We start from the raw sequence: 19,859 nt of genomic DNA, 5'->3' as shown, positions 1-19,859 counted from the left end.
TGGCGCCATGGCCGAAAGGAGCATGATCCATGCCTGATGTTTCCGCCGCCGCGGAGTCGCCCCCCGTGCTGCGGCGCCAGCCGGCCTATGTGGAAGCGCCGCTGCGCGCCTTCGCCATCGCCACGGTGTTCTGGGGCATTGCCGGCTTCGCCGTCGGCCTGTTCATCGCGCTGCAGCTCGCCTGGCCGGCGCTCAATCTCGGCCTGGAATACACCAGCTTCGGCCGGCTGCGGCCGCTGCACACCTCGGCGGTGATCTTCGCCTTCGGCGGCAATGCGTTGCTCCTCTCCTCCCTCTACGTGGTCCAGCGCACCTGTCGGGCGCGGCTGTTCGGCGGCGAGGATGCGGCCTGGTTCCTCTTCTGGGGCTACAATTTCTTCATCCTGATCGCCGGCACCGGCTACCTGCTCGGCATCACCCAGGGCAAGGAATATGCCGAGCCGGAGTGGTACGCCGATTGGTGGCTGACCATCGTCTGGGTCGCCTATCTCGTGGTCTTCGGCGGCACCATCCTGAAGCGGGAGGAGCCCCACATCTACGTGGCGAACTGGTTCTTCCTGGCCTTCATCATCACCATCGCGGTGCTGCACCTCGGCAACAATGCGGCGCTGCCGGTGAGCCTGCTGGGCACCAAGAGCTACGCCGCCGCCGCCGGCGTGCAGGATGCGATGATCCAGTGGTGGTACGGCCACAACGCTGTCGGCTTCTTCCTGACCGCCGGCTTCCTCGGCATGATGTACTACTTCATCCCGAAGATGGCGGAGCGGCCGGTCTATTCCTACCGCCTCTCGGTCATCCACTTCTGGGCCATCTCCTTCCTCTACATCTGGGCCGGCCCGCACCATCTGCATTACACCGCACTGCCGGACTGGGCGCAGACACTGGGGATGGTGTTCAGCATCATGCTCTGGATGCCCTCCTGGGGCGGCATGATCAACGGGCTGATGACCCTCTCCGGCGCCTGGGACAAGCTGCGGACGGACCCCGCCCTGCGCTTCGCCGTCGCCGCCGTCGGCTTCTACGGCATGGCGACCTTCGAGGGGCCGGTGATGTCGATCCGCGCGGTCAACGCGCTCTCCCACTACACCGACTGGACCATCGGCCATGTGCATTCCGGCGCGCTGGGCTGGAACGGCTTCATCACCTTCGGCGTGCTCTACTGGGTGGTGCCGCGGCTCTGGGGCCGCACCCAGCTCTGGTCGGTGAAGCTCGCCAACTGGCACTTCTGGATCGCGAGCCTCGGCATCCTGCTCTACATCACCGCCATGTGGGTCAGCGGCATCATGCAGGGGCTGATGTGGCGCGCCTACGACCATCTCGGCTTCCTCCAGTACTCCTTCGTGGAGACGGTGGCCGCGATGCACCCCTACTACGTCATCCGCGCGCTCGGCGGCCTGCTCTACCTCAGCGGCGCCGTGCTCATGGCCTACAACCTCTGGCGCTCGGTGCGCAGCCAGCCGGTGGGGGCGAATGCCCCCGCTGCCGCCGCGCTGCCGGCCGCCGCGTAAGGAGAAGCCCGCGATGTTCGGCTTCAGCCAGGCGAAGATCGAGCGGAACCTGATCCTGCTCGGCATCCTCACCCTCATCACCATCTCCATCGGCGGGCTGGTGCAGATCATCCCGCTCTTCGCCGTCGAGCAGACCATCGAGCGCGTCGGCGGCATCCGCCCCTACACGCCGCTCGAGCTCGCCGGCCGGGACATCTATGTCCGCGAGGGCTGCTACACCTGCCACAGCCAGATGGTCCGCCCCTTCCGCGACGAGCGGGAGCGCTACGGCCATTACTCGCTGGCGGCGGAGAGCATGTACGACCACCCCTTCCAATGGGGCAGCAAGCGCACCGGGCCGGATCTGGCGCGGGTCGGCGGCCGCTATTCGGATGAGTGGCAGGTGCTGCATCTGCGCGACCCGCGCAGCGTGGTGCCGGCCTCCATCATGCCGGCCTATGGCTTCCTCGACCGGGCGCTGGACTATCGCGGCATCGCCGACCGCATGGCGACGCTGCGCGCGGTGGGCGTGCCCTATACCGACGAGATGGTCGCCAATGCCCGCGCCGACCTTGAAGCCCAGGCGCGGCCGGAGAGCGACGGCAGCGGTTTCGCCGGACGCTACGCCCGGGCGCGGCAGGTCGATGCCGATGCCGATCCGGCGCGGATCACCGAGATGGATGCGCTGGTCGCCTATCTGCAGATGCTCGGCACGCTGGTGGACTTCTCCGAGGTCACGCCGCAGCAGCTCCGGCAGCAGTGAGGAGGCGCGGATCATGGACCTTCTCGACCTGCACGGCACGCTGACCACGCTCTGGGTGGTCTGGTTCTTCGTGCTCTTCACCGGGATCGCGATCTGGGCCTCCAGGCCCGCCCGGCGCCAAGCCTTCGATGCCGCGCGGCAGATCCCGCTGCGGGATGCCGAATAGGAGATCGCCGTCATGGCGAATGCACCCGAACGCGATGCCCATAGCGGCACCACCACCACCGGCCATGAATGGGACGGGCTGAAGGAGCTGAACACCCCACTGCCCACCTGGTGGCTGTGGACCTTCTACGCCACCATCGCCTTCTCCCTGCTCTGGCTGGTGCTCTACCCGGCCTTGCCCTTCACCGGCACCGGCCTGCTCGGCAGCATCGCCCGGCAGGAGGCGGATGCCGACCATGCGGCGCGGATCGCCGCAGCGGAGCCGATGCTGGCGCGGCTGCGCCAGGCGGAGCTGCCGGAGATCCTGGCCGATGCCGAACTGCGCGCCTATGCCATCGCCGGCGGCCGCACCGCCTTCGGCAACAGCTGCGCCGGCTGCCATGGCGCCGGCGGCCAGGGCGCGGCGGGCGGCTTCCCCAGCCTGGCCGACGATGATTGGCTCTGGGGCGGCCGGCTCGCCGAGATCGAGCAGACCATCCGCCACGGTATCCGCGCGCCGGACGATGCCGAGACCCGGCTCAGCCAGATGCCGCGCTTCCTGGCGGATGGCATGCTGACCGCGGCGCAGGTGGGCGACGTGGCGGAACATGTGCTGAGCCTCTCCGGCCGCGGCACCGATGCCGCCGCGGCAGCGCGCGGCGCCTCCCTCTTCGCCGAGAATTGCGTCGCCTGCCATGGCGAGCGCGGCGAGGGGAACCGGGAGCTGGGCGCGCCGAGCCTCGCCGACGCCGTCTGGCTCTATGGCGGCGACAGGGCGAGCGTGGCGCGCAGCATCTCCTATGCCCGCGCCGGGGTGATGCCGGCCTGGGGCGCGCGGCTGGATCCGGCGGTGATCCGCATGCTGGTCGTCTATCTGCACAGCCTGGGCGGAACCGAAGGGCAATGACCAGCATCCCGTCCCCGGAGCAGCTCGCCCCCGAGGAGCAGCCGCTCTACGCGCCGCGCAAGCGGGTCTATCCGCAGGCGGTGCGCGGTCCGGTGCGGCGGGTGAAGTGGGCCGTGCTCATCCTCTGCCTCGGCCTCTACTACCTGCTGCCCTGGCTGCGCTGGGATCGCGGCCCGGGCATGCCGGACCAGGCGGTGCTGGTCGATATGGCGCAGGGCCGGCTGTTCTTCTTCTGGCTCGAGATCTGGCCGCAGGAGGTCTACTACCTCACCGGCCTGCTCGTGCTCGGCGCCATCGCGATCTTCGCCGCCACCTCCGTCGCCGGCCGCGTCTGGTGCGGCTTCGCCTGCCCGCAGACGGTCTGGACCGACCTCTTCATGCTGGTGGAGCGCTGGATCGAGGGCGATCGCAACGCCCGGATGCGGCGCGACCGCAAGAAGGTGTGGAGCTGGGAGGACCGGGGGCGGAAGGCGGCCAAGCACGCCGCCTGGCTGTTCATCGCCCAGGCCACGGGCGGCGCCTGGGTGAACTACTTTAACGACGCGCCGACGCTCTTCCTGCAATTCCTGCATGTCGAGGTGCCGCTCGGCGTGCTCGGCTGCATGGCGCTGTTCACCTTCACCACCTATCTCCTGGCGGGCTGGGCGCGGGAGCAGGTCTGCACCTATATGTGCCCCTGGCCGCGCTTCCAGTCCGCCATGCTGGATGCGGACAGCTTCGTCGTCGCCTACCGCGCCTGGCGCGGCGAGACGCGGGGCAAGGCGAAGGACCCGAAGGCCGGCGACTGCGTCGATTGCGGCGCCTGCGTGCATGCCTGCCCCACCGGCGTCGACATCCGCGACGGCTACCAGATGGGCTGCATCGGCTGCGGCCTCTGCATCGATGCCTGCGACGACATCATGCGGAAGCTCGGCCGCGCGCCGGGGCTGATCGCCTTCGAGACGGACGTGAACCTCGCCGCCTCCGCCGCCGCGACAAGCGCTTTGCCGCCGGGCGAGGCGCGGCTGGCACCGGGCATGGCGGCGCGGCGCATCCCGCGCCTGATCCGGCCACGCAGCCTGATGTATGCCGGCGTCGCCTGCGTCGTCGCCGCGCTGATGGTCTTTGGCCTGGCGACACGGCAGGAGGTGGCGCTGGACGTGCTGCGGGACCGCCAGCCGGTCTATGTCCGGCTTTCCGATGGCGGCATCCGCAACGGCTATGCGCTGAAGCTCTCCGACCGGCGGCATGCCAGCGCGCAGCTCGCGGTGCAGGTGGAGGGGCTGCCGCGCGGCGCCTCCTGGCAGGTGCTGGACGGGCCGGGGCTGGATGCCGCCGGGCGGCCGCTGGTCGCCACCCAGGCGGATGGCGTGGCGGAATGGCGGCTGCTGGTCACCCTCCCTGCAGCCGCCCTGCCGCCGGCCGAGAGCACCCCGGTCACCATCCGCCTGCTGCCGCCGGGCGGCGGCCATGCGCTGGCCAGCAGCGCCACCGTCTTCCTGAGGCCGAAGCCATGACTGCGACCGTGCACGCCGCGCCGCGCGGCAGATGGATCCCCTGGGCCTTCGTCGGCGGCATGGCACTCGTCCTCGCCGTGAACCTGGTGCTGGTCTGGGCCGCCCTTGGCACCTACGCCGGCACCACCACCGGCGGCGCCTATGACCGCGGCCGGCATTACGGCCAGGTGCTGGAGGAAGCTGCGCGGCAGCAGGCGCTGGGCTGGCAGGCACGGCTGGCCGTGGAGGGGGGCTCGCTGCTGCTGCGGGCGCGGGACCGGGCGGGCGTGCCGCTGCCCGCCAGCGTCACCGTGGCGGCGCGGCTGCAGCGGCCGCTGGCGCGGGAGGGGGTGGCGCTGGAATTTGCGCCGGTCGGCCCCGGGCTGTGGCGCGCGCCGCTCGCCGCCGAGCCCGGGCAATGGGAGGCGATCCTCACCCTCGCCGCCGGCGCGGACCGCGTGGAACACCGCCAGCGCCTGGTGCTGCCATGAGCGCCCTGCCCGCCTCCCTTGCCCCGGCCGAGCCCGGCCTCTCCGCCCCCGTCTGCGCCCATTGCGGCGCGGCGCTGCCGGCGGGCGCGGGGCGCTTCTGCTGCGCGGGTTGCGAGGGCGCGGCGGCGCTGATCTCGGGCCTCGGGCTGGACGCCTTCTACCGGCGGCGGGACGGGGCGGAAGTGGGAGCACAGAAGCCGGCCGAGCTGCCGCCGGTGGAGTGGGCGGCGCGCGCCGTGCCGGGGCGGGAGGGCAGCCACAGCCTCGACCTCATGCTGCATGGCCTGACCTGCGGCGCCTGCGTTTGGCTGGTGGAGCAGGCCCTGGCGGCGGAGCCCGACGTGACCCGCGCCCGGGCCAGCCTGACGGGACGGCGGCTGTCCATCGCCTGGCAGGGGCCGGCGGCGCGGGCCGAGGCGCTGGCCCGGCTGGTGGCGCGGCTCGGCTTCCAGGTGGCGCCCTGGTCGGCGGCCTGCCTGAAGGCGGCGGAGGACAGCGAGGGCCGCGCCCTGATGCGGGCGCTGGGCATCGCTGCCTTCGGCGCGACCAATGTGATGATGCTCTCCGTCGCCGTCTGGGCCGGCAGCGATATGGGGGAGGCGACGCGCGCCCTGCTGCACTGGCTGGCGGCGCTGGTGGCGCTGCCGGTGGTGCTGGTGGCGGGGCTGCCCTTCTATCGCTCCGCCTGGGCCGGGCTGCGCGCCGGGCGGGTGAACATGGATGTCGCCGTCTCGCTCGGCGTGCTGGCGACCACCGCCATGTCGCTCTCGGAGGCGGCGCGGAACGGCCCTTACACTTGGTTCGACGGTGCCACCGCCCTGCTCTTCCTGCTGCTCGGCGGGCGGGTGCTGGACCGGGCGGCGCGCAAGCGCGCCCGCCAGGCCTGCGCCGAGCTGCTGGCGATGCAATCCGCCGAGGTGATGCGGCTCGCCGAGGATGGCCGCGCCGAGCGGGTGGGCGCCGAGGCGGTGCAGCCCGGCGAGCGGCTGCTGGTGGCGCCGGGCGAGCGGCTGGCGCTGGACGGCGTGCTGGAGGCGGGCGAGGCGCTGCTGGATACCGCCGCCAGCACCGGCGAAAGCCTGCCGCGCCGCTTCACGGCGGGCGAGGCGCTGCCGGCGGGTGCCATCAATCTCGGCGCCGCCTTCACCCAGCGCGTCACCGCCGCGGCGATGGAGGGGTCGCTGGCGCAGCTTGCCCGGCTGCTCTCCCAGGCCGAGCAGGCGCGCGGGCGCTACGTGGCGATCGCCGACCGCGCCGCCGCCTGGTACGTGCCGGTGGTGCATGCGGTGGCCCTGGCCACCTTCCTCGGCTGGTGGCTGTGGGTTGGCGTCTCCTGGCAGGCGGCGCTGGTGCCGGCGGTGGCGGCGCTGATCATCACCTGCCCCTGCGGTCTCGCCATCGCCGTGCCGGCCGTGCAGGTGGTGGCGGTGGGGGTGCTGTTCCGCCGCGGGGTGCTGGTCACCTCGGCGACGGCGCTGGAGCGGCTGGCGGAATGCGACCATGTGGTGCTGGACAAGACCGGCACCCTGACCCTGGGCGCCCCCGCCCTGCTGCCGGACCCGGCGCGGCCGCAGGGCGCGCTGGAACGGGCGGCGGCGCTGGCGGCGAGCAGCCGCCATCCCCTCGCCCGCGCCCTGCTGCGCGCCTGCCCGGACGTAGTGCCGGCTGCGGGGGTGGAGGAGGTGCCGGGCGCGGGGCTGCGGCGCGGCGCGGAACGGCTCGGCAGCGCCGCCTTCTGCGGTCTGTCCGCCCCGGCCGATGGGCTCACCCTCTATTGGCGGAAGGATGAGACGGCGGCGCCGATTGCCTTCCGCTTCGCGGACAAGCTGCGGTCGGATGCCGCCGCCGCCATCGCGGCGCTGCACCAGCTCGGCCTCACGACGGAGCTGCTCTCCGGCGACGCCGCGCCGGCGGTGGCGGAAGCGGCTGCGCTGCTCGGCATTCCCGATTGGCAGGCCGGGGTGGCACCGGCGGGGAAGGCGGCGCGCCTGACCGCGCTGCGGGAGGCCGGCCGCAAGCCGCTGATGCTGGGCGATGGGCTGAACGATGCGGCGGCGCTGGCGCTGGCCCATGCCTCCGCCAGCCCGGCCGGGGCCACGGATCTGGCGCAGGGCGCCGCCGATCTCGTGCTGCGGGCGGAGGGGCTGGCGGCGCTGCCGGCGGCCATCGCCGTGGCGCGGCGGGCCCAGGCGGCGGCGCGGCAGAATATCGGCTTCAGCCTGACCTACAATGTGGTGGCGGTGCCGGCGGCGATGCTGGGCCTGGCGACGCCGCTGATCGCGGCGCTGGTGATGGCCTCCTCCTCCCTCATCGTCATCCTGAACGCTCTGAAGCTGGGCAGGGGGGCCGCGCGATGAATGTGCTGACCGTTCTGGTGCCGCTGGCCCTGCTGCTCGGGCTGCTGGCCCTGATCTTCTACGTGTGGACGCTGCGCACCGGGCAGTATGACGACCCGGATGGGGCGGCCGCGCGCATCCTGTTCGACGAGAAGGAGTGACCCATGGCCGCCCAACCGCAATTCCCCGCCCTCCGGGTGGTGCTGCTGGCCGTCTCCGGCCTGCTGGCGCTGCTGGGCCTGATCGCCGCGGCGATGGCGCAGGATCTCGGCATCGCCATCTTCGGCTGGGGGCTGATCGGCTTCGGCCTGGGCTTCGGCTTCTTCCTGTTGAAGCGCGGCTTCGACGAGGGCGAGAGGCTTGCGCGACAGGGCTGAGCGCCGCTGCGGATTGGACCGTCGGGTCCAAACCCAGAGCGGGGTCCGGGGCCAGGTCCTGGCCCCGGCGGGTGTGCAGAGGGCAGCGCCCTCTGCCGGGGCGCGGGGCAGCGCCCCGCCTAAGGCGCCAGCCCGTTCACCACCGACTGCACCATCAGCGTTACCAGCAGGTCCAGCGCGACGAAGCCGATGGCCTGCCCCCCCGGCAGCAGCAGCGCCGAGCGGGCGATGAACCACTCCAGCCACAGCGCATAGCCCGCCGCCGCCAGGGTGAGGCCGGAGGACAGCACGCCCGGCAGCGCCTGGCCGGGCAGGGTCAGCAGGATCAGCACCAGGTACTGGACCACATTGGCCCAGTTGAAGGCGGCGAGGAAATGCGGCCATTCCGCCTGCCGTCCCATGACCGCGGCCAGCCGGCGGGAGGCCAGGCCGAACCCCGCCCAGGAGACGACATAGCCGAGGAACTCCGCGGCCAGCGTCTGACCGAAGCCGCCCGTCCCCGCACCCTGACCCCAATCGAAGAGGCGGAGGGCGAGGAAGGCGGGCAGGCAGATCGCCGCGGCCCAGAAGCTGCGCAGCGCCCCTGCCGGCGTGTCCTCGATGAGCATCAGCCCCTCGGCCCGGCCGCGCGCCAGGTAGGAGGCGCCGCGCAGCCCGGCCTCGATCACCATGCGGAGCGGGGGCGGACCGGGCGGGGGCGGGACCGCGCCGCTCAGGCGAAGACCTCCTCCAGCACGGTGCGGTAGAGGGCGGCGAGATCGCGGAGCTCCGCGACCGGCACGCTTTCATTCACCTTGTGCATGGTGGCGCCGACGGCGCCCAGCTCCGCCACCGGGCAGTAGCGGGCGATGAAGCGGGCATCCGAGGTGCCGCCGCCGGTATCGAGCGCCGGCGTGCGACCGGCGCTGCGCTCCACGGCGCGCTTCAGCGCCTCCACGAAGGGGCCGGGGGAGGTGAGGAAGCTCTCGCCGCTGCACTCGACGCGCATGTCGTAGCGCGCCTCCTCCGCTTTCAGCGCCGCATGCAGGTGCTCGGTCAGGCTGGCGCTGCTGTGCAGGTCGTTGAAGCGGATGTTGAGCATCGCCCGCGCCTCGGCGGGGATGACGTTGTTCGCCGTGTTGCCGACATCGAAGCCGGTGACCTGGAGGGTCGTCGCCTCGAAGAACTCGCTGCCCTGGTCGATCGGCTGGGCGGTCAGGCGGTGCAGCACGCGCACCAGGCGGTGGATCGGGTTGTCCGCCCGCTGCGGATAGGCGCTGTGCCCCTGGGTGCCGTACAGCGTGATATAGGCCGTCATGCTGCCGCGGCGGCCGACCTTGACGATGTCGCCGAGCGCGACCTTGGAGGTCGGCTCGCCGACCAGCGCCATGTCCGGGATCTCGCCGCGCTCGGCCATCCATTCCAGCACCTTCACGGTGCCGTCCTTGGCCGGGCCTTCCTCGTCCCCGGTGATGAGGAGCGAGATGCTGCCCGGCTTGTCGCCATGGGCGGCCAGGTAGTCCGTCAGCCCGGCGATGAAGGCGGCGATGCCGCCCTTCATGTCGCAGGCGCCGCGGCCATAGAGCACCCCGTCCTTCACCGCGCCGGAGAAGGGGCTGTCCGCCCAGCCCTGCTCGCCGGGCGGCACCACGTCGGTATGGCCGGCGTAGCAGAAATGCGGGCCGCCGGTGCCGCGGCGGGCGTAGAGGTTCTCGATTTCCTCTCCCTTCGGGCCGAAGCGCAGCCGGTGGCAGGTGAAGCCGAGCGGCTGCAGCGCCGCCTCCAGCACCGCGAGCGCCCCGGCATCGGCCGGGGTGACGCTCGGGCAGCGGATCAGCGCCTGGGCCAGCGGCAGCGGGTCGGCCGGGGTGTTGCGGGACAAGTCCTAATCCCTGAGCAGCTCGTTGATGCTGGTCTTGGCCCGGGTCTGCGCATCCACCGTCTTCACGATGACGGCGCAGTAGAGCGACGGGCCGGGCGTGCCGTCCGGCAGCTTCTTGCCCGGCAGGCTGCCGGGGACCACCACGGAATAGGCCGGCACCCGGCCCACATGCACCTGGCCGGTGGCACGGTCGATGATCTTCGTGGAGGCGCCGAGGAAGACGCCCATGGAGAGCACCGCGCCGCGCTCGACGACCACGCCCTCGGCGACCTCGGAGCGGGCGCCGATGAAGCAGTCATCCTCGATGATGACCGGGTTGGCCTGCAGCGGCTCCAGCACCCCGCCGATGCCGACGCCGCCGGAGAGATGGACATTGGCGCCGATCTGGGCGCAGGAGCCGACGGTGGCCCAGGTGTCCACCATGGTGTTGCGGCCGACCCAGGCGCCGACATTGACGAAGCTCGGCATCAGCACGGCGCCCGGGGCGATGTAGGCCGATTTGCGGACGACGGCGCCGGGCACGGCGCGGAAGCCGGCCTCGCGGAAGCGGTTCGGCCCCCAATCGGCGAATTTCAGCGGCACCTTGTCATAGGCGCCGGCGGCGGTGTCCATCGGCGCCGAATCGGTCAGGCGGAAGGAGAGCAGGACGGCCTGCTTCAGCCACTGGTTCACCTTCCAGCCGCCCGGCGCGGCCGGATCCGGCTCCGCCACCCGGGCCTGGCCGGCATCCAGGGCTTCGAGGGCGGTTTCGACGGCGGCGCGGTCCTCCCCCCCGGTGGCGGAGGAGACGGTGTCGCGCCGCGCCCAGAGGGCTTCGATGCGGCTGGCGAGAGCGGCGAGGTCCATGGCGGAAGGTCCCGAGCGGAAGGCCGCGGACCATGCCGAGGGGGGGCCGCGGGTGTCAACCGGCTGCGGCCACCGGGGCGGGCCCTGCCCCGGCGGCGTGCCGCGGCCCGTGGAGCGGATCATCCCGGCGGCGCGCCGCGGGCCCGTGGCGGCAGACCGCCCCGGGGGCGGGTCCGCACCCTCGCCTGCCGAAGGCCGGGCACGATAACGCAGCGTTCACCCGGCGCGTGCACCCTGCGCGCCATGCCGAGTCCCGAAACGAAAGGTGCGCCGGGTGCAGCCGCCCGGGACATGGCCGTCCTGCCGTCGCCGGAGGCCGAGCCGGGATTCCGCGCTGCGCTGCTGGAATCGCGGCATCGCTGGCGGGACATCGCGGCGCTTGCCGCCGACCTGGCCTTCGAGACGGATGCGGCCGGGCGGCTCTCCTTCCTCTCGCCCGACCCCTTCCGCGGCTGGCCGGCGGACTGGCTGCTGGGCAGGCCGCCGCAGATCCTGCTGCTGCATCCGGAGCCGGACCCCTTCGCCCTGCTGCATCCGGTGCGCGGGCTGCGCACCTGGCTGCGCCATGCGGTGGAGCCGCCCGCCTGCTTCAGCCTGGCCCTGGCGCCGCTGACGGATGGCCATGGCGCCTATGCGGGCTTACGCGGCTGCGGCCGGGAGGTGACGGCGGAGGTGCAGGAGGCGGAGGCCCAGGCCGCCGCGCTGCGCCGCGCCGCCGCGCTGGAGACGCTGGTGCGGCGGGTGCGCCGCCAGGTGCTGGCGCCGCGCATGCTGGCCGCCACGCTGGAATCCCTGCCCGCCGCCATTGGCTGCAGCGGCACCGCGCTGCTGGAACTGGCCCCGGGCGGGGCCGCCATCATCACCCGGCAGCACGGGGCGGATGCGGCGAAACTGCTGCCCCTCCTCGCCCCCCTGCCGGCGGCGGCTGGAGCGGCCGGGCGAGCGCGGCGGCCTGCTCTTCATCGACCTGGACAATTTCAAGCCGATCAACGACACGCTGGGGCATGAGGCGGGGGATGCGGCGCTGGTCGCCGTCGCCGGCGTGCTGCGGGAGATGACGCGGCCGGTCGATCTCGCGGCGCGGCTCGGCGGCGACGAATTCGCCCTGTGGCTGGAGGATGCGGATGCGGCGGCGACGGGGCGGCGGGCGGCGGCGCTCTGCGCCGCGGCGCTGAGCCTCTCCCCCTGGCCGCCGGGGCGGCAGGGGCCGCAGCTCAGCTTCAGCATCGGGGGCGCGGTGCGCGCGGCCGGGGCGCCGCAGGGGCCGGATGCGCTGGTGGCCGCGGCGGATGCGGCGATGTATGCGGTGAAGCGCGGCGGGCGCGGGCATTGGCGGCTGGCGCCGCCGCCGCGGGCGGAGATGGCGGGATGAGCAGCACCCAGTCCCCGCCGGCGGTCAGCGACTCCGCCAAGCGCATCGCCGCCGCCGGCAGCGAGGCGGAGCGCGTGGCACTGGCGGCGCAGCGCGATGCGGCGCCGGAGATCCTCTATTTCCTGGCCAGCGACCGGGCGGTGGCGGTGCGCGCCGCGGTGGCCGGCAATGGCGCGACGCCGGTGCAGGCGGAACGCCTGCTGGCCGCAGACCAGGCGCCTGAGGTGCGCGCGGCGCTGGGCCGCAAGCTGGCGCCCTGCGCCTACTCGCTCTCCGCTGCGGCGGATCGGCGCGGGCAGCAGCGCTGGCAGACCCTGCAGGCGCTGGTGGCGGATGCCGCCGTCGCGGTGCGGGCGGTGCTGGCGGAGGAACTGAAATCCCTGCCCGACGCGCCGCGGGAGCTGATCCTGCGCCTGGCGCAGGACATGGCGATGGAGGTGGCGGAGCCGGTCATCCTCGCTTCCCCCCTGCTGACCGAGGAGGATCTGCTGGCGCTGGTCGCGGCGCCGCCGGTGCCAGAGACGCTGACCGCCATCGCCCGGCGGCCGGCGCTGAGCGAGCGGCTGTCCGAGGCCATCATCGAGACCGGGGCGGCGCAGCCGGTGGCGGCGCTGCTCGACAACCCCTCCGCCAATATCCGGGAGGCGGCGCTGGACCGCGTCATCCTCGGCGCCGCCCGGCACCTCTCCTGGCAGGAGAGCCTGGTGCGGCGGCCGCTGCTGCCGCCCGCCGCGGCGCGGCGCCTGGCGGCCTGCCTGGCGGAGCATCTGCTGGAGGCGCTGGCGGCGCGGCAGGATCTGGATGCCGGGCTGGCGCAGGAGCTGCGGGAGCGGGTGGAGCGGCGGCTGGACCGGGAGGCGGCGGCGGAGCTGCCGCCCGAGCTCGCCTTCGAGAATGCCGGCATGCAGGGCGACCGGGGGGCGATGAGCGCAGCCTTGGCCAGGGCGGCCGGGCTGGGCGAGGCGGCGGTGCAGCGGGCGGTGCGGCTGCGCAGCGCCAAGGGGCTGGTCAGCCTGTGCTGGAAGGCGGGCTTCACCGCCCGGTCCGCGACGCTGGCGCAGACCGTGCTGGGGCAGCTTTCCCCCTCCGCCGCGCTGCCGCCCAAGCCGGATGGGGGCTGGCCGCTCACCGAATCGGAGATGGCCTGGCAGCTTGAATTGCTGATCGAGGAGGATGCGGCGAGCTGAGGGCGTCGGCCCGCGACCGGCCCCGGATGTGCGCACCGAAGATGGGGCACCAAGCGTGGATCACTGACGCCCCGCTTGGAAAGCCCCGACTTCCCGAGCCGGGTATTGCGCGCGGGGTTGGCGTGGCGGCTGCGCGCCAAACGCAGGAGTATGCCGGCCGCGCGCCCATGGACCGGCAACGCTCCGTATGTCGCGCGGCCGGCATGACTTGAAAAGACGCGGCCCGAATCCGGCCGGTTCGTCAGGCTGGTCCGGGTTCGTGCGCCCTTCGGGTCCGCCGCCCGGCGTTCTCGGCGGCTTCGCCGCTGAGGGCTATGCGACTCCGCCCCCACAAAGCCACGCGGCGGTTCTGCAGGATGTTTCAACCAGCCGCCCTGCGGCCTTCCGCCGCTTTGCCGCGAAAGGCCGTGCGAGGTCCCGGGATGCCAGCGAAACCGCCCCTCCACGAGCCCGCGCAGCGGCGTCGCGGCGGAGTCAGTCCCGGCGCTTCAGCGCCAGCCGCCGGGCCGGGCGGCCGGTGCAGAGCGGCGCGATCCGCGCCACAACCTCCTCCGGCCAGGTGGTCACCCGCCGCACGGCAAGATCGACGCAGAGGTAGAGAACCTCGTTCTCCGCCGCCAGCCAGCCCTTCGTCGCGTGGTACATGCGGTGCACCGCCAGCAGCCGCTTGGCATCATGCGCCAGCACCTCGTTGGTGCAGGCCAGCGGCATGCCCTCATGCACCTCCCGCACGTAGTTCACCCAGGTCTCGGCGGCAAAGGTGCCGAGGCCCTTGGTGCGGAGGGTCGGGCCGAGGCCGAGCTTCGGCCAGAGCTGGTCCGTCGCCATGTCGAACACGGCCAGGTAGAAGGCCATGTTCATGTGGCCGTTATTGTCCACCCAGTCCGGGCGGACCACCGCGAGGGGCGGTCCGCCGGGGAGGGGCGCCAGGATGCTGCCTTCCATGCCGGTCAGTGGATCTCGTCGGAGCGGGCCAGCGCGTCCTTCAGCTTGTGGATGTCGAAATCGTCGCGCTTCGCCATCTCCAGGATCACCGCCTCCTTCCGGGTGAGGAGCTCGATGGCGGCCGGGACCTGGCGCACCGCCTCGGCCGGGATCACCACCGCGCCGTGGCGGTCGGCATGCACCACGTCGTCATGCATCACCGGCATGCCATGGACGATCACATCCCGGCCGAAATCCACGATGTGCACATGGGCGTGGCTGGGGTTGATCATGCCGCCGATGATCTGGAAGCCCGGCGCCAGCATATCGAGGTCGCGGAAGGAGCCGGAGGTGACGCAGCCGAGGCAGCCGAGGCCCTTGTGGACATTGCTGTTCACTTCGCCCCAGAAGGCGCCGAAGCCCGGGGTCTCGTCCAGGTCCTCGATGACCACGATGGTCGGCAAATCGGCATCCGCCACGTATTCGTACCAGCCGATGCGGGCGGCGCGATCCTGCTCCTTGGTCCGGCCGGAGGGGGCGGCGGCGCGGATCTGGCCGGTGCGGGCCAGGCCGCAGATCGGCGGCAGGGAGGGGTCGGCGACCACGAAGGGCTGCAGGGTGAAGCCGCGGCCGCGCCGGGCGGGCGCCACCAGCTCCATCGCGTTGCAGATCGTGGGCGTGTCCCAGCGCCGCAACAGGTCGAGATCGGCCCGGGTGAAGCCGCGTTCGGTCATGGTGGTTGTTCCTCCGGCTATGCCGCCCAGGATCACGAAGCCGGGGACGGCGGTCAAACCCCCTTCGCATTTTGAAGCTTTCGTGTCGGTTCAAGGGCGGTGGTGGACGGGCCGCAGCCGGTTCCGGTAGCGAATCCCTCCCATGCTGCCCCGTTGCCTCTTTCGCCGCGCCCGGGTGGCTTGGGGCCTGCCCTTCCTGCTCCTGGCCGGGCTCCTGCTGGTCCCCGCCCCGGCCGAGGCCCAGCGCGGCGTCGCGGGCCCGATCTATGAGCGGAACATCGACGCGCTGATCGAGGGCGCCGAGGAATGGCTGGCGGCGATGGAGGAGCGGGGCTGGCTGCTGCGCGGCCAGATGACCAACACCCTTCAGGGCATGCCGCGCTTCCGCGCGCCCTATCGCGGGGAGAACAGCCTCTCCGGCCAGCATGACAGCACGGCGATGCAGACCGTCGACCTCGTGCTCGGCCGGCGGCTCTGGGAGAATGCCGAGCTCGTCTTCGTCCCCTCCCCCACCCGCGGCTTCGGCTTCGCCGACAATCACGGCCTGGGCGGGCTGACCAACACCGAGAGCTTCCACGGCGGCACGCGCGACTGGGACACCAACATCACCCGGCTCTTCCTGCGCCAGACCATCGACATCTCCTACGACGCCTTCGGGCAGGATGACGACCCGATGCGCTTCGCCGGGCCGCTGGCGCTGGAGCGCATCACCATCACCGCCGGCAAGATCGCCACCTGGGACATCTTCGACAACAACCGCTACTCGCACGACCCGCGGACCCAGTTCCTGAACTACGCCCTGGTCGGCGCCGGCGCCTTCGACATCGCCACCGACGCGGCCGGCTACACCCATGGCCTCGCGGTGGAATGGGAGAACGGGACCTGGGCAACCCGGCTCGGCGCCTTCCAGGTCACCCGCAACCAGGGCGGCGACTACCTGGACGACAAGGTGACCCGCGCCTGGCAGCTCCTCGCCGAGCTGGACCGGTTCTGGTGGCTCGGGCGCCGCCCCGGCGCGCTGCGGGTGCTGCTCGGCGCCTCCCGCACCCGCTCCGCGCGCTATGACGACCTTACCCGTGCGGTCCGGGCCGACGAGGCGGACACCGAGCGCTACCGCGCCTACCGGACCAAGGCGATGGTCGCGCTGAGCTGGGACCAGCAGGTCAGCGATACCCTCGGCGTGTTCGGCCGGCTCGGCTGGAACGATGGCCGCAGCCAGAACATGATGGTCACCGAGATGGACTGGTCGGTCGCGGGCGGCGTCTCGGTGAATGGCTGGCGGTGGGGCCGGGACGACGACACGGTCGGGCTCGCCATGAACATCGGCGGGCTGCATGCGCCGCAGCGGAAATTCCTGAAGGCCGGCGGCCTCGGCTTCATCCTGGGCGATGGCAGGCTGAGCTATGCGCCGGAGGTCGTCCTGGAGGGCTATTACGACGTCGCGCTGGCACCCGGCCTGACGGCGGCGGTCGATGCCCAGCTGATCTTCAACCCGGGCTACAATGCGGCGCGCGGTCCGGTGCAGGTCGGCACGCTGCGGCTGCGGGCGGCGTTCTAGAGCAGATCGCCGCAGGGCGGCATCGCCCGAAGGCGTGAATCTGCTCTGCGAACAAAGGCGTAGAGCGTTTTCGGTGACCGCATGTGAACCGAAAGCGCTCTAGCCGCAGCCGGCCGCAGCCGCCTCCAACGGCGCCGAAGGCCACCATGCGCAGGGCCATGCGGGCCGGGACGCGTCCGTCCCCTTCAGGCCGCAGCGGTGTCCCTGAGAGGGGCGCGAGAGAGACCGCCGGTCCCCGGGCATGGCCACGGGCAACGGCGCCCGGCGGGTCGGGCATGGCCGGCGCCTTGCCAGCGCCCCTGCCCCGCACCTACACCGCCGCGGCCAGATGCGGGGAATCGTCGTGCGGGCATGGCGCTGGCTGATGCGGGGTTGCGCGGCGCTGGCCTGGGTCCTCCCCGTGGCCCCAGCGGCGGCCCAGGGCTATGGCAGCGCCGCCGTGGCCAATGTCGGCCTGCCGGACGACGCCCTGCTGCCGAACCTCGCCGCGCTGCAAGACCGGCTGGAAGAGCAGGGCTGGATGCTGCGCGGCCAGGCGACCTTCGTCTGGCAGGGCAATGGCCGCTTCCACTCCCCCTATCGCGGGGAAGGCAGCCTGAGCCCGGCGGCCAATGCCCGCAACACCCTCTCCACCGACCTCATCCTCGGCCGCCAGCTCTGGCCCGGCGCGGAGGTCATCCTGGATGCCTCGGTGACGCGGGGCTTCGGCCTCTCCAATTCCGTCGGCGTCGCCAGCTTCCCGAACAACGAGGCCTTCCGCCTGGGCAGCACGGAGCCGACCTTCTTCGTCCCCCGCGCCTTCTTCCGCCAGACCATCGCCCTGTCCGCCGATACGGTAGAGGATGCCGACCCCTTGCGCTTCGGCACGACCAGGGCGCGGGAGAGGGTGACGATCACCCTTGGCAAATTCTCCGTCTGGGACATCTTCGACGACAATCTCTACGCCCATGACGCCCGCACCCAATTCCTCGGCTGGGGGCTGGTGGGGGCCGGGGCCTTCGACTTCGCCGCCGATGCGCGGGGCTGGACGGAAGGCCTGGCAGTGGAGTGGGAGGATGGGCGCTGGGGGGTGCGTCTCGGCGCCTTCCGGGTGGCGCGGCAGGCCAATGGCCTTTTCCTCGACCCCGCCATCACCCGGGCCTACCAGGTGATCGGCCAGCTGGACCGGTTCTGGGAAGGGGGTGGGCGGCCCGGGGCGATCCGCCTCCTCTACGGTCTCTCCCGCACCCGGCAATCCCGCTGGGGGGAGCTGCCGCCGGACGGGGCCGCGCCTTTCGCGATCAACCCCCAGGGCTATCGCCTCAAGCACATGCTCGCCGCCAATCTGGAGCAGGAGGTGGCGGACGGGGTCGGCGTCTTCGCCCGGCTCTCCTGGAATGACGGCCGGACGCAGAATTGGATGTTCACCGAGATGGACCGCGCCGTTTCCGCCGGCCTGTCCTTCGACGGCAAGCGCTGGGACCGGCCGGGGGACACGGCGGGCCTCGGCGTCAACATCGGCTGGATCAGCGCCGGCCGGCGCCGCTACCTGGAGGCGGGCGGAATCGGCTTCATCACCGGCGACGGCCGCCTGAATTACGGGCCGGAGACGGCGATGGAGGCCTATTACGACTGGCGGCTGGCGCCGGGCGTCAACCTCTCGATGGATGCGCAACTCATCGTCAATCCGGCCTATAACCGGGATCGTGGTCCGGTGCCGATTCTTGGCCTCCGGTTGCACACGGCGTTCTGACGGCGCCGGGGCCGCCATGGCCCAGGTGCTTGCCAGGGTCCGCCGCCATCGTCTCAAAATCCCGTGAAGGCTCGCGAGGGCGAAGCAAAGCCGCGGAATCACTGGAGTTACAAACACAACCCGGGGTAGCATCCGTTGCGCTGTCATATGCGGAACAGGAAAGTTTCGCTAGATTGCGGGAAGTTCGGAGATTTCGCCATGTCGTCCCGCACCCCCACCCTGCTGCGCCTCTGCGCCCTTGCCACGGCCGCCGCGCCGCTGCTGGCCGCCCTGCCGGCCGCGGCGCAGCGCGGCGGCGACCCCACGGTGAACCAGCTCATCGACCAGCTCCGTCCCGGCACCGGGACACGCGGCATCCGGGTGCCGAGCGAGCCGGCGCCCGCCAGCCCCACCCCGGCGGCGACGCCCGCCGCCGCCCCGCGCCCCGCGGCGCCGACGCCGCCCGCCGGCACCGCCTCCCTGCAGGTGCAGTTCGCCACCGGCTCCGCGACCCTGACGCCGGCGGCGGAGCGGACGCTGGACACGCTGGGCCGCGCCCTCACCTCCTCCGACCTCACCGCCTACCGCTTCCGCATCGAGGGCCATACCGACACGGTGGGCAGCACGGAGAGCAACCAGGCGCTGTCCGAGCGCCGGGCCACCGCGGTGCGGAACTACCTGATGCAGCGCTTCGGCGTCACCGCCAGCCGGCTGGAGGCGATCGGCCTGGGCGAGAGCCAGCCGGCGGTGCCGACCGCCGACGAGACGCCGGACGCCCGCAATCGCCGGGTGCAGATCGTCAATCTCGGCGGCTGAACAAGGCCGTTCCGATAACGTCACCAAACTGCTAGACTGACCTGGATGCCGAGGAGTTCCTTGATGCTGCGCCTGTCCCTGTTTCTTGGTGCGAGCGCGATGGTCCTGGCGCTCGCCCTTCCAGGTCCCGTCGCCGCCCAGAGCGATAGTGCCGCCCAGTCGCTGATCGACCGGCTGCGTCCCAGCACCGGCTCCGGCAGCCGCGGCATCCGGGTGCAGACTGACCAACCGGCCGCCGCGGCGCCGGCCGCCCCGGCGCCGGTGTGGCGCCCGGCCCCGGCCGCCGCTCCGGCGGCGGCACCCGCCGCCCATGCGCCGGTCGCCGCCGCCCGCCCCGCCCCCGCCGCCCCGCGGGAGACCACGGTGGACGCCCCTTCGGTCTCCATCACCGTCACCTTCGCCACCGGCTCCGCCGCCCTGACGCCGGAGGCGGAGCGGGCGCTGGCGCCGCTCGGCCGCGCCCTGGCTTCCGCGGACCTGGCGCCCTACCGCTTCCGCATCGAGGGCCATACCGACACGGTGGGCGATGCCGCGGTGAACCAGGCCCTGTCCGAGCGCCGCGCCGCGGCGGTGCGGGAATACCTCTCCCGCGTCTATGGCGTGGACCCGAACCGCTTGGTGGCCGTCGGCTTCGGCTCCAGCCAGCTCCTGGTCCAGACCGGGCCGCAGGTGGCGGACCCGCGCAACCGCCGCGTCCAGGTCGTGAACATCGGCAACTGACGCCAGCCCCCCGAGGCCCGGCGCATGGCCGATGAGCTGGACCCGACGGTGCGCCTGCGGCCGGGGCAGGCACCGTCCCCCGCCGCCGGCGCCCCTGCCGCCAGCGTGCGGCGGCGCCCGGCCGGGCTGCTGATCGGCGGCGGCGCGGCG

General features: G+C 72.6%; 21 protein-coding genes. 16 read left to right on the top strand and 5 right to left on the bottom strand.

What is annotated here, in order from left to right; genetic code table 11:
• The first annotated feature begins 29 nt into the window (after positions 1-29).
• From ccoN to NJ376_RS17270, 9 genes are read left to right on the top strand one after another with little or no spacing between them, the layout of a single operon-like run.
• Positions 30-1,508 (top strand): cytochrome-c oxidase, cbb3-type subunit I, encoded by a 1,479-nt coding sequence (gene ccoN, locus NJ376_RS17310; protein WP_252954536.1) that lies wholly within the window; start codon positions 30-32, stop codon positions 1,506-1,508.
• Between the two features lie 13 nt (positions 1,509-1,521).
• Complete coding sequence (gene ccoO, locus NJ376_RS17305; protein WP_252954535.1) at positions 1,522-2,250, top strand: cytochrome-c oxidase, cbb3-type subunit II; 729 nt, start codon at positions 1,522-1,524, stop codon at positions 2,248-2,250.
• 13 nt (positions 2,251-2,263) lie between these two features.
• Positions 2,264-2,416: a cbb3-type cytochrome oxidase subunit 3 gene (locus tag NJ376_RS17300; RefSeq protein ID WP_252954534.1), complete on the top strand. Its 153-nt coding sequence runs from the start codon at positions 2,264-2,266 to the stop codon at positions 2,414-2,416.
• 12 nt (positions 2,417-2,428) lie between these two features.
• Positions 2,429-3,301, top strand: a complete 873-nt coding sequence (gene ccoP, locus NJ376_RS17295) for a cytochrome-c oxidase, cbb3-type subunit III (protein WP_252954533.1) — start codon at positions 2,429-2,431, stop codon at positions 3,299-3,301.
• Positions 3,298-4,797, top strand: coding sequence for a cytochrome c oxidase accessory protein CcoG (ccoG, locus tag NJ376_RS17290; RefSeq protein WP_252954532.1), 1,500 nt, complete (start codon positions 3,298-3,300; stop codon positions 4,795-4,797). The genes ccoP and ccoG overlap by 4 nt, the downstream gene beginning before the upstream one ends.
• Complete coding sequence (locus NJ376_RS17285; RefSeq protein ID WP_252954531.1) at positions 4,794-5,267, top strand: FixH family protein; 474 nt, start codon at positions 4,794-4,796, stop codon at positions 5,265-5,267. Before ccoG ends, NJ376_RS17285 begins: the two co-directional genes overlap by 4 nt.
• On the top strand, positions 5,264-7,624 hold the full coding sequence (locus NJ376_RS17280) for a heavy metal translocating P-type ATPase (protein WP_252954530.1): 2,361 nt from the start codon (positions 5,264-5,266) through the stop codon (positions 7,622-7,624). The genes NJ376_RS17285 and NJ376_RS17280 overlap by 4 nt, the downstream gene beginning before the upstream one ends.
• A complete protein-coding gene (gene ccoS, locus NJ376_RS17275; RefSeq protein ID WP_149536228.1) occupies positions 7,621-7,764 on the top strand; it encodes a cbb3-type cytochrome oxidase assembly protein CcoS in 144 nt (47 codons plus the stop codon). The genes NJ376_RS17280 and ccoS overlap by 4 nt, the downstream gene beginning before the upstream one ends.
• A 3-nt stretch (positions 7,765-7,767) precedes the next feature.
• Positions 7,768-7,980 carry a hypothetical protein gene (locus NJ376_RS17270; RefSeq protein WP_252954529.1) on the top strand — a complete coding sequence of 71 codons (213 nt, stop codon included), beginning with the start codon at positions 7,768-7,770 and terminating at the stop codon, positions 7,978-7,980.
• 119 nt (positions 7,981-8,099) lie between these two features.
• Here the strand turns inward: NJ376_RS17270 and NJ376_RS17265 are convergent, their stop codons facing one another.
• Genes NJ376_RS17265 through dapD form a run of 3 tightly spaced genes read right to left on the bottom strand, consistent with a single transcriptional unit; the run spans position 8,100 to position 10,687 of the window.
• Positions 8,100-8,651 (bottom strand): hypothetical protein, encoded by a 552-nt coding sequence (locus tag NJ376_RS17265; RefSeq protein ID WP_252954528.1) that lies wholly within the window; start codon positions 8,649-8,651, stop codon positions 8,100-8,102.
• A gap of 41 nt (positions 8,652-8,692) precedes the next feature.
• Positions 8,693-9,841 carry a succinyl-diaminopimelate desuccinylase gene (dapE, locus tag NJ376_RS17260; RefSeq protein WP_252954527.1) on the bottom strand — a complete coding sequence of 383 codons (1,149 nt, stop codon included), beginning with the start codon at positions 9,839-9,841 and terminating at the stop codon, positions 8,693-8,695.
• A 3-nt stretch (positions 9,842-9,844) separates the two neighbouring features.
• The gene (gene dapD, locus NJ376_RS17255) at positions 9,845-10,687 is read right to left on the bottom strand and encodes a 2,3,4,5-tetrahydropyridine-2,6-dicarboxylate N-succinyltransferase (protein WP_252954526.1); all 843 of its coding nucleotides are present in this window, start codon (positions 10,685-10,687) and stop codon (positions 9,845-9,847) included.
• A 291-nt stretch (positions 10,688-10,978) separates the two neighbouring features.
• Between dapD and NJ376_RS17250 the strand changes: the two genes are divergently transcribed.
• From NJ376_RS17250 to NJ376_RS17240, 3 genes are read left to right on the top strand one after another with little or no spacing between them, the layout of a single operon-like run.
• Positions 10,979-11,695: a hypothetical protein gene (locus NJ376_RS17250; protein ID WP_252954525.1), complete on the top strand. Its 717-nt coding sequence runs from the start codon at positions 10,979-10,981 to the stop codon at positions 11,693-11,695.
• Complete coding sequence (locus NJ376_RS17245) at positions 11,613-12,059, top strand: diguanylate cyclase domain-containing protein (RefSeq protein WP_305879997.1); 447 nt, start codon at positions 11,613-11,615, stop codon at positions 12,057-12,059. The genes NJ376_RS17250 and NJ376_RS17245 overlap by 83 nt, the downstream gene beginning before the upstream one ends.
• Complete coding sequence (locus tag NJ376_RS17240) at positions 12,056-13,246, top strand: DUF2336 domain-containing protein (RefSeq protein ID WP_252954524.1); 1,191 nt, start codon at positions 12,056-12,058, stop codon at positions 13,244-13,246. The genes NJ376_RS17245 and NJ376_RS17240 overlap by 4 nt, the downstream gene beginning before the upstream one ends.
• Positions 13,247-13,720: 474 nt before the next feature.
• On the opposite strand, the gene NJ376_RS17235 is transcribed toward NJ376_RS17240, so the two are convergent.
• Both NJ376_RS17235 and NJ376_RS17230 read right to left on the bottom strand, forming a co-directional pair.
• Positions 13,721-14,191 (bottom strand): acyl-CoA thioesterase, encoded by a 471-nt coding sequence (locus tag NJ376_RS17235; protein WP_252954523.1) that lies wholly within the window; start codon positions 14,189-14,191, stop codon positions 13,721-13,723.
• 5 nt (positions 14,192-14,196) lie between these two features.
• Positions 14,197-14,904 (bottom strand): RraA family protein, encoded by a 708-nt coding sequence (locus NJ376_RS17230; protein ID WP_252954522.1) that lies wholly within the window; start codon positions 14,902-14,904, stop codon positions 14,197-14,199.
• A gap of 142 nt (positions 14,905-15,046) precedes the next feature.
• Here NJ376_RS17230 and NJ376_RS17225 point away from each other — a divergent pair, with 142 nt between their 5' ends.
• From NJ376_RS17225 to NJ376_RS17210, 4 genes are all read left to right on the top strand, one after another.
• Positions 15,047-16,462 carry a carbohydrate porin gene (locus NJ376_RS17225; RefSeq protein ID WP_252954521.1) on the top strand — a complete coding sequence of 472 codons (1,416 nt, stop codon included), beginning with the start codon at positions 15,047-15,049 and terminating at the stop codon, positions 16,460-16,462.
• Positions 16,463-16,790: 328 nt separating this feature from the next.
• On the top strand, positions 16,791-18,194 hold the full coding sequence (locus NJ376_RS17220) for a carbohydrate porin (RefSeq protein ID WP_252954520.1): 1,404 nt from the start codon (positions 16,791-16,793) through the stop codon (positions 18,192-18,194).
• 198 nt (positions 18,195-18,392) lie between these two features.
• The gene (locus tag NJ376_RS17215) at positions 18,393-18,989 is read left to right on the top strand and encodes an OmpA family protein (protein ID WP_252954519.1); all 597 of its coding nucleotides are present in this window, start codon (positions 18,393-18,395) and stop codon (positions 18,987-18,989) included.
• 63 nt (positions 18,990-19,052) lie between these two features.
• Positions 19,053-19,709 carry an OmpA family protein gene (locus NJ376_RS17210; RefSeq protein ID WP_252954518.1) on the top strand — a complete coding sequence of 219 codons (657 nt, stop codon included), beginning with the start codon at positions 19,053-19,055 and terminating at the stop codon, positions 19,707-19,709.
• Positions 19,710-19,859 lie beyond the last annotated feature (150 nt).

The sequence above is a fragment of the Siccirubricoccus soli genome, assembly GCF_024178315.1.
GTDB classification, from domain to species: Bacteria; Pseudomonadota; Alphaproteobacteria; order Acetobacterales; family Acetobacteraceae; genus Siccirubricoccus; species Siccirubricoccus soli.
The sequence above is the reverse complement of the archived record's forward strand: the minus strand, read 5'-3'. Positions and strand labels throughout refer to the sequence as shown.

Excerpts from the sequence above, each read along its gene's own strand:
- ccoN (WP_252954536.1), top strand. The coding sequence starts at position 30 with ATGCCTGATGTTTCCGCCGCCGCGGAGTCGCCCCCCGTGCTGCGGCGC.
- ccoO (WP_252954535.1), top strand. The coding sequence starts at position 1,522 with ATGTTCGGCTTCAGCCAGGCGAAGATCGAGCGGAACCTGATCCTGCTC.
- NJ376_RS17300 (WP_252954534.1), top strand. The coding sequence starts at position 2,264 with ATGGACCTTCTCGACCTGCACGGCACGCTGACCACGCTCTGGGTGGTC.
- ccoP (WP_252954533.1), top strand. The coding sequence starts at position 2,429 with ATGGCGAATGCACCCGAACGCGATGCCCATAGCGGCACCACCACCACC.
- ccoG (WP_252954532.1), top strand. The coding sequence starts at position 3,298 with ATGACCAGCATCCCGTCCCCGGAGCAGCTCGCCCCCGAGGAGCAGCCG.
- NJ376_RS17285 (WP_252954531.1), top strand. The coding sequence starts at position 4,794 with ATGACTGCGACCGTGCACGCCGCGCCGCGCGGCAGATGGATCCCCTGG.
- NJ376_RS17280 (WP_252954530.1), top strand. The coding sequence starts at position 5,264 with ATGAGCGCCCTGCCCGCCTCCCTTGCCCCGGCCGAGCCCGGCCTCTCC.
- ccoS (WP_149536228.1), top strand. The coding sequence starts at position 7,621 with ATGAATGTGCTGACCGTTCTGGTGCCGCTGGCCCTGCTGCTCGGGCTG.
- NJ376_RS17270 (WP_252954529.1), top strand. The coding sequence starts at position 7,768 with ATGGCCGCCCAACCGCAATTCCCCGCCCTCCGGGTGGTGCTGCTGGCC.
- NJ376_RS17265 (WP_252954528.1), bottom strand. The coding sequence starts at position 8,651 with ATGGTGATCGAGGCCGGGCTGCGCGGCGCCTCCTACCTGGCGCGCGGC.
- dapD (WP_252954526.1), bottom strand. The coding sequence starts at position 10,687 with ATGGACCTCGCCGCTCTCGCCAGCCGCATCGAAGCCCTCTGGGCGCGG.
- NJ376_RS17250 (WP_252954525.1), top strand. The coding sequence starts at position 10,979 with ATGGCCGTCCTGCCGTCGCCGGAGGCCGAGCCGGGATTCCGCGCTGCG.
- NJ376_RS17240 (WP_252954524.1), top strand. The coding sequence starts at position 12,056 with ATGAGCAGCACCCAGTCCCCGCCGGCGGTCAGCGACTCCGCCAAGCGC.
- NJ376_RS17235 (WP_252954523.1), bottom strand. The coding sequence starts at position 14,191 with ATGGAAGGCAGCATCCTGGCGCCCCTCCCCGGCGGACCGCCCCTCGCG.
- NJ376_RS17230 (WP_252954522.1), bottom strand. The coding sequence starts at position 14,904 with ATGACCGAACGCGGCTTCACCCGGGCCGATCTCGACCTGTTGCGGCGC.
- NJ376_RS17225 (WP_252954521.1), top strand. The coding sequence starts at position 15,047 with ATGCTGCCCCGTTGCCTCTTTCGCCGCGCCCGGGTGGCTTGGGGCCTG.
- NJ376_RS17220 (WP_252954520.1), top strand. The coding sequence starts at position 16,791 with ATGCGGGGAATCGTCGTGCGGGCATGGCGCTGGCTGATGCGGGGTTGC.
- NJ376_RS17215 (WP_252954519.1), top strand. The coding sequence starts at position 18,393 with ATGTCGTCCCGCACCCCCACCCTGCTGCGCCTCTGCGCCCTTGCCACG.
- NJ376_RS17210 (WP_252954518.1), top strand. The coding sequence starts at position 19,053 with ATGCTGCGCCTGTCCCTGTTTCTTGGTGCGAGCGCGATGGTCCTGGCG.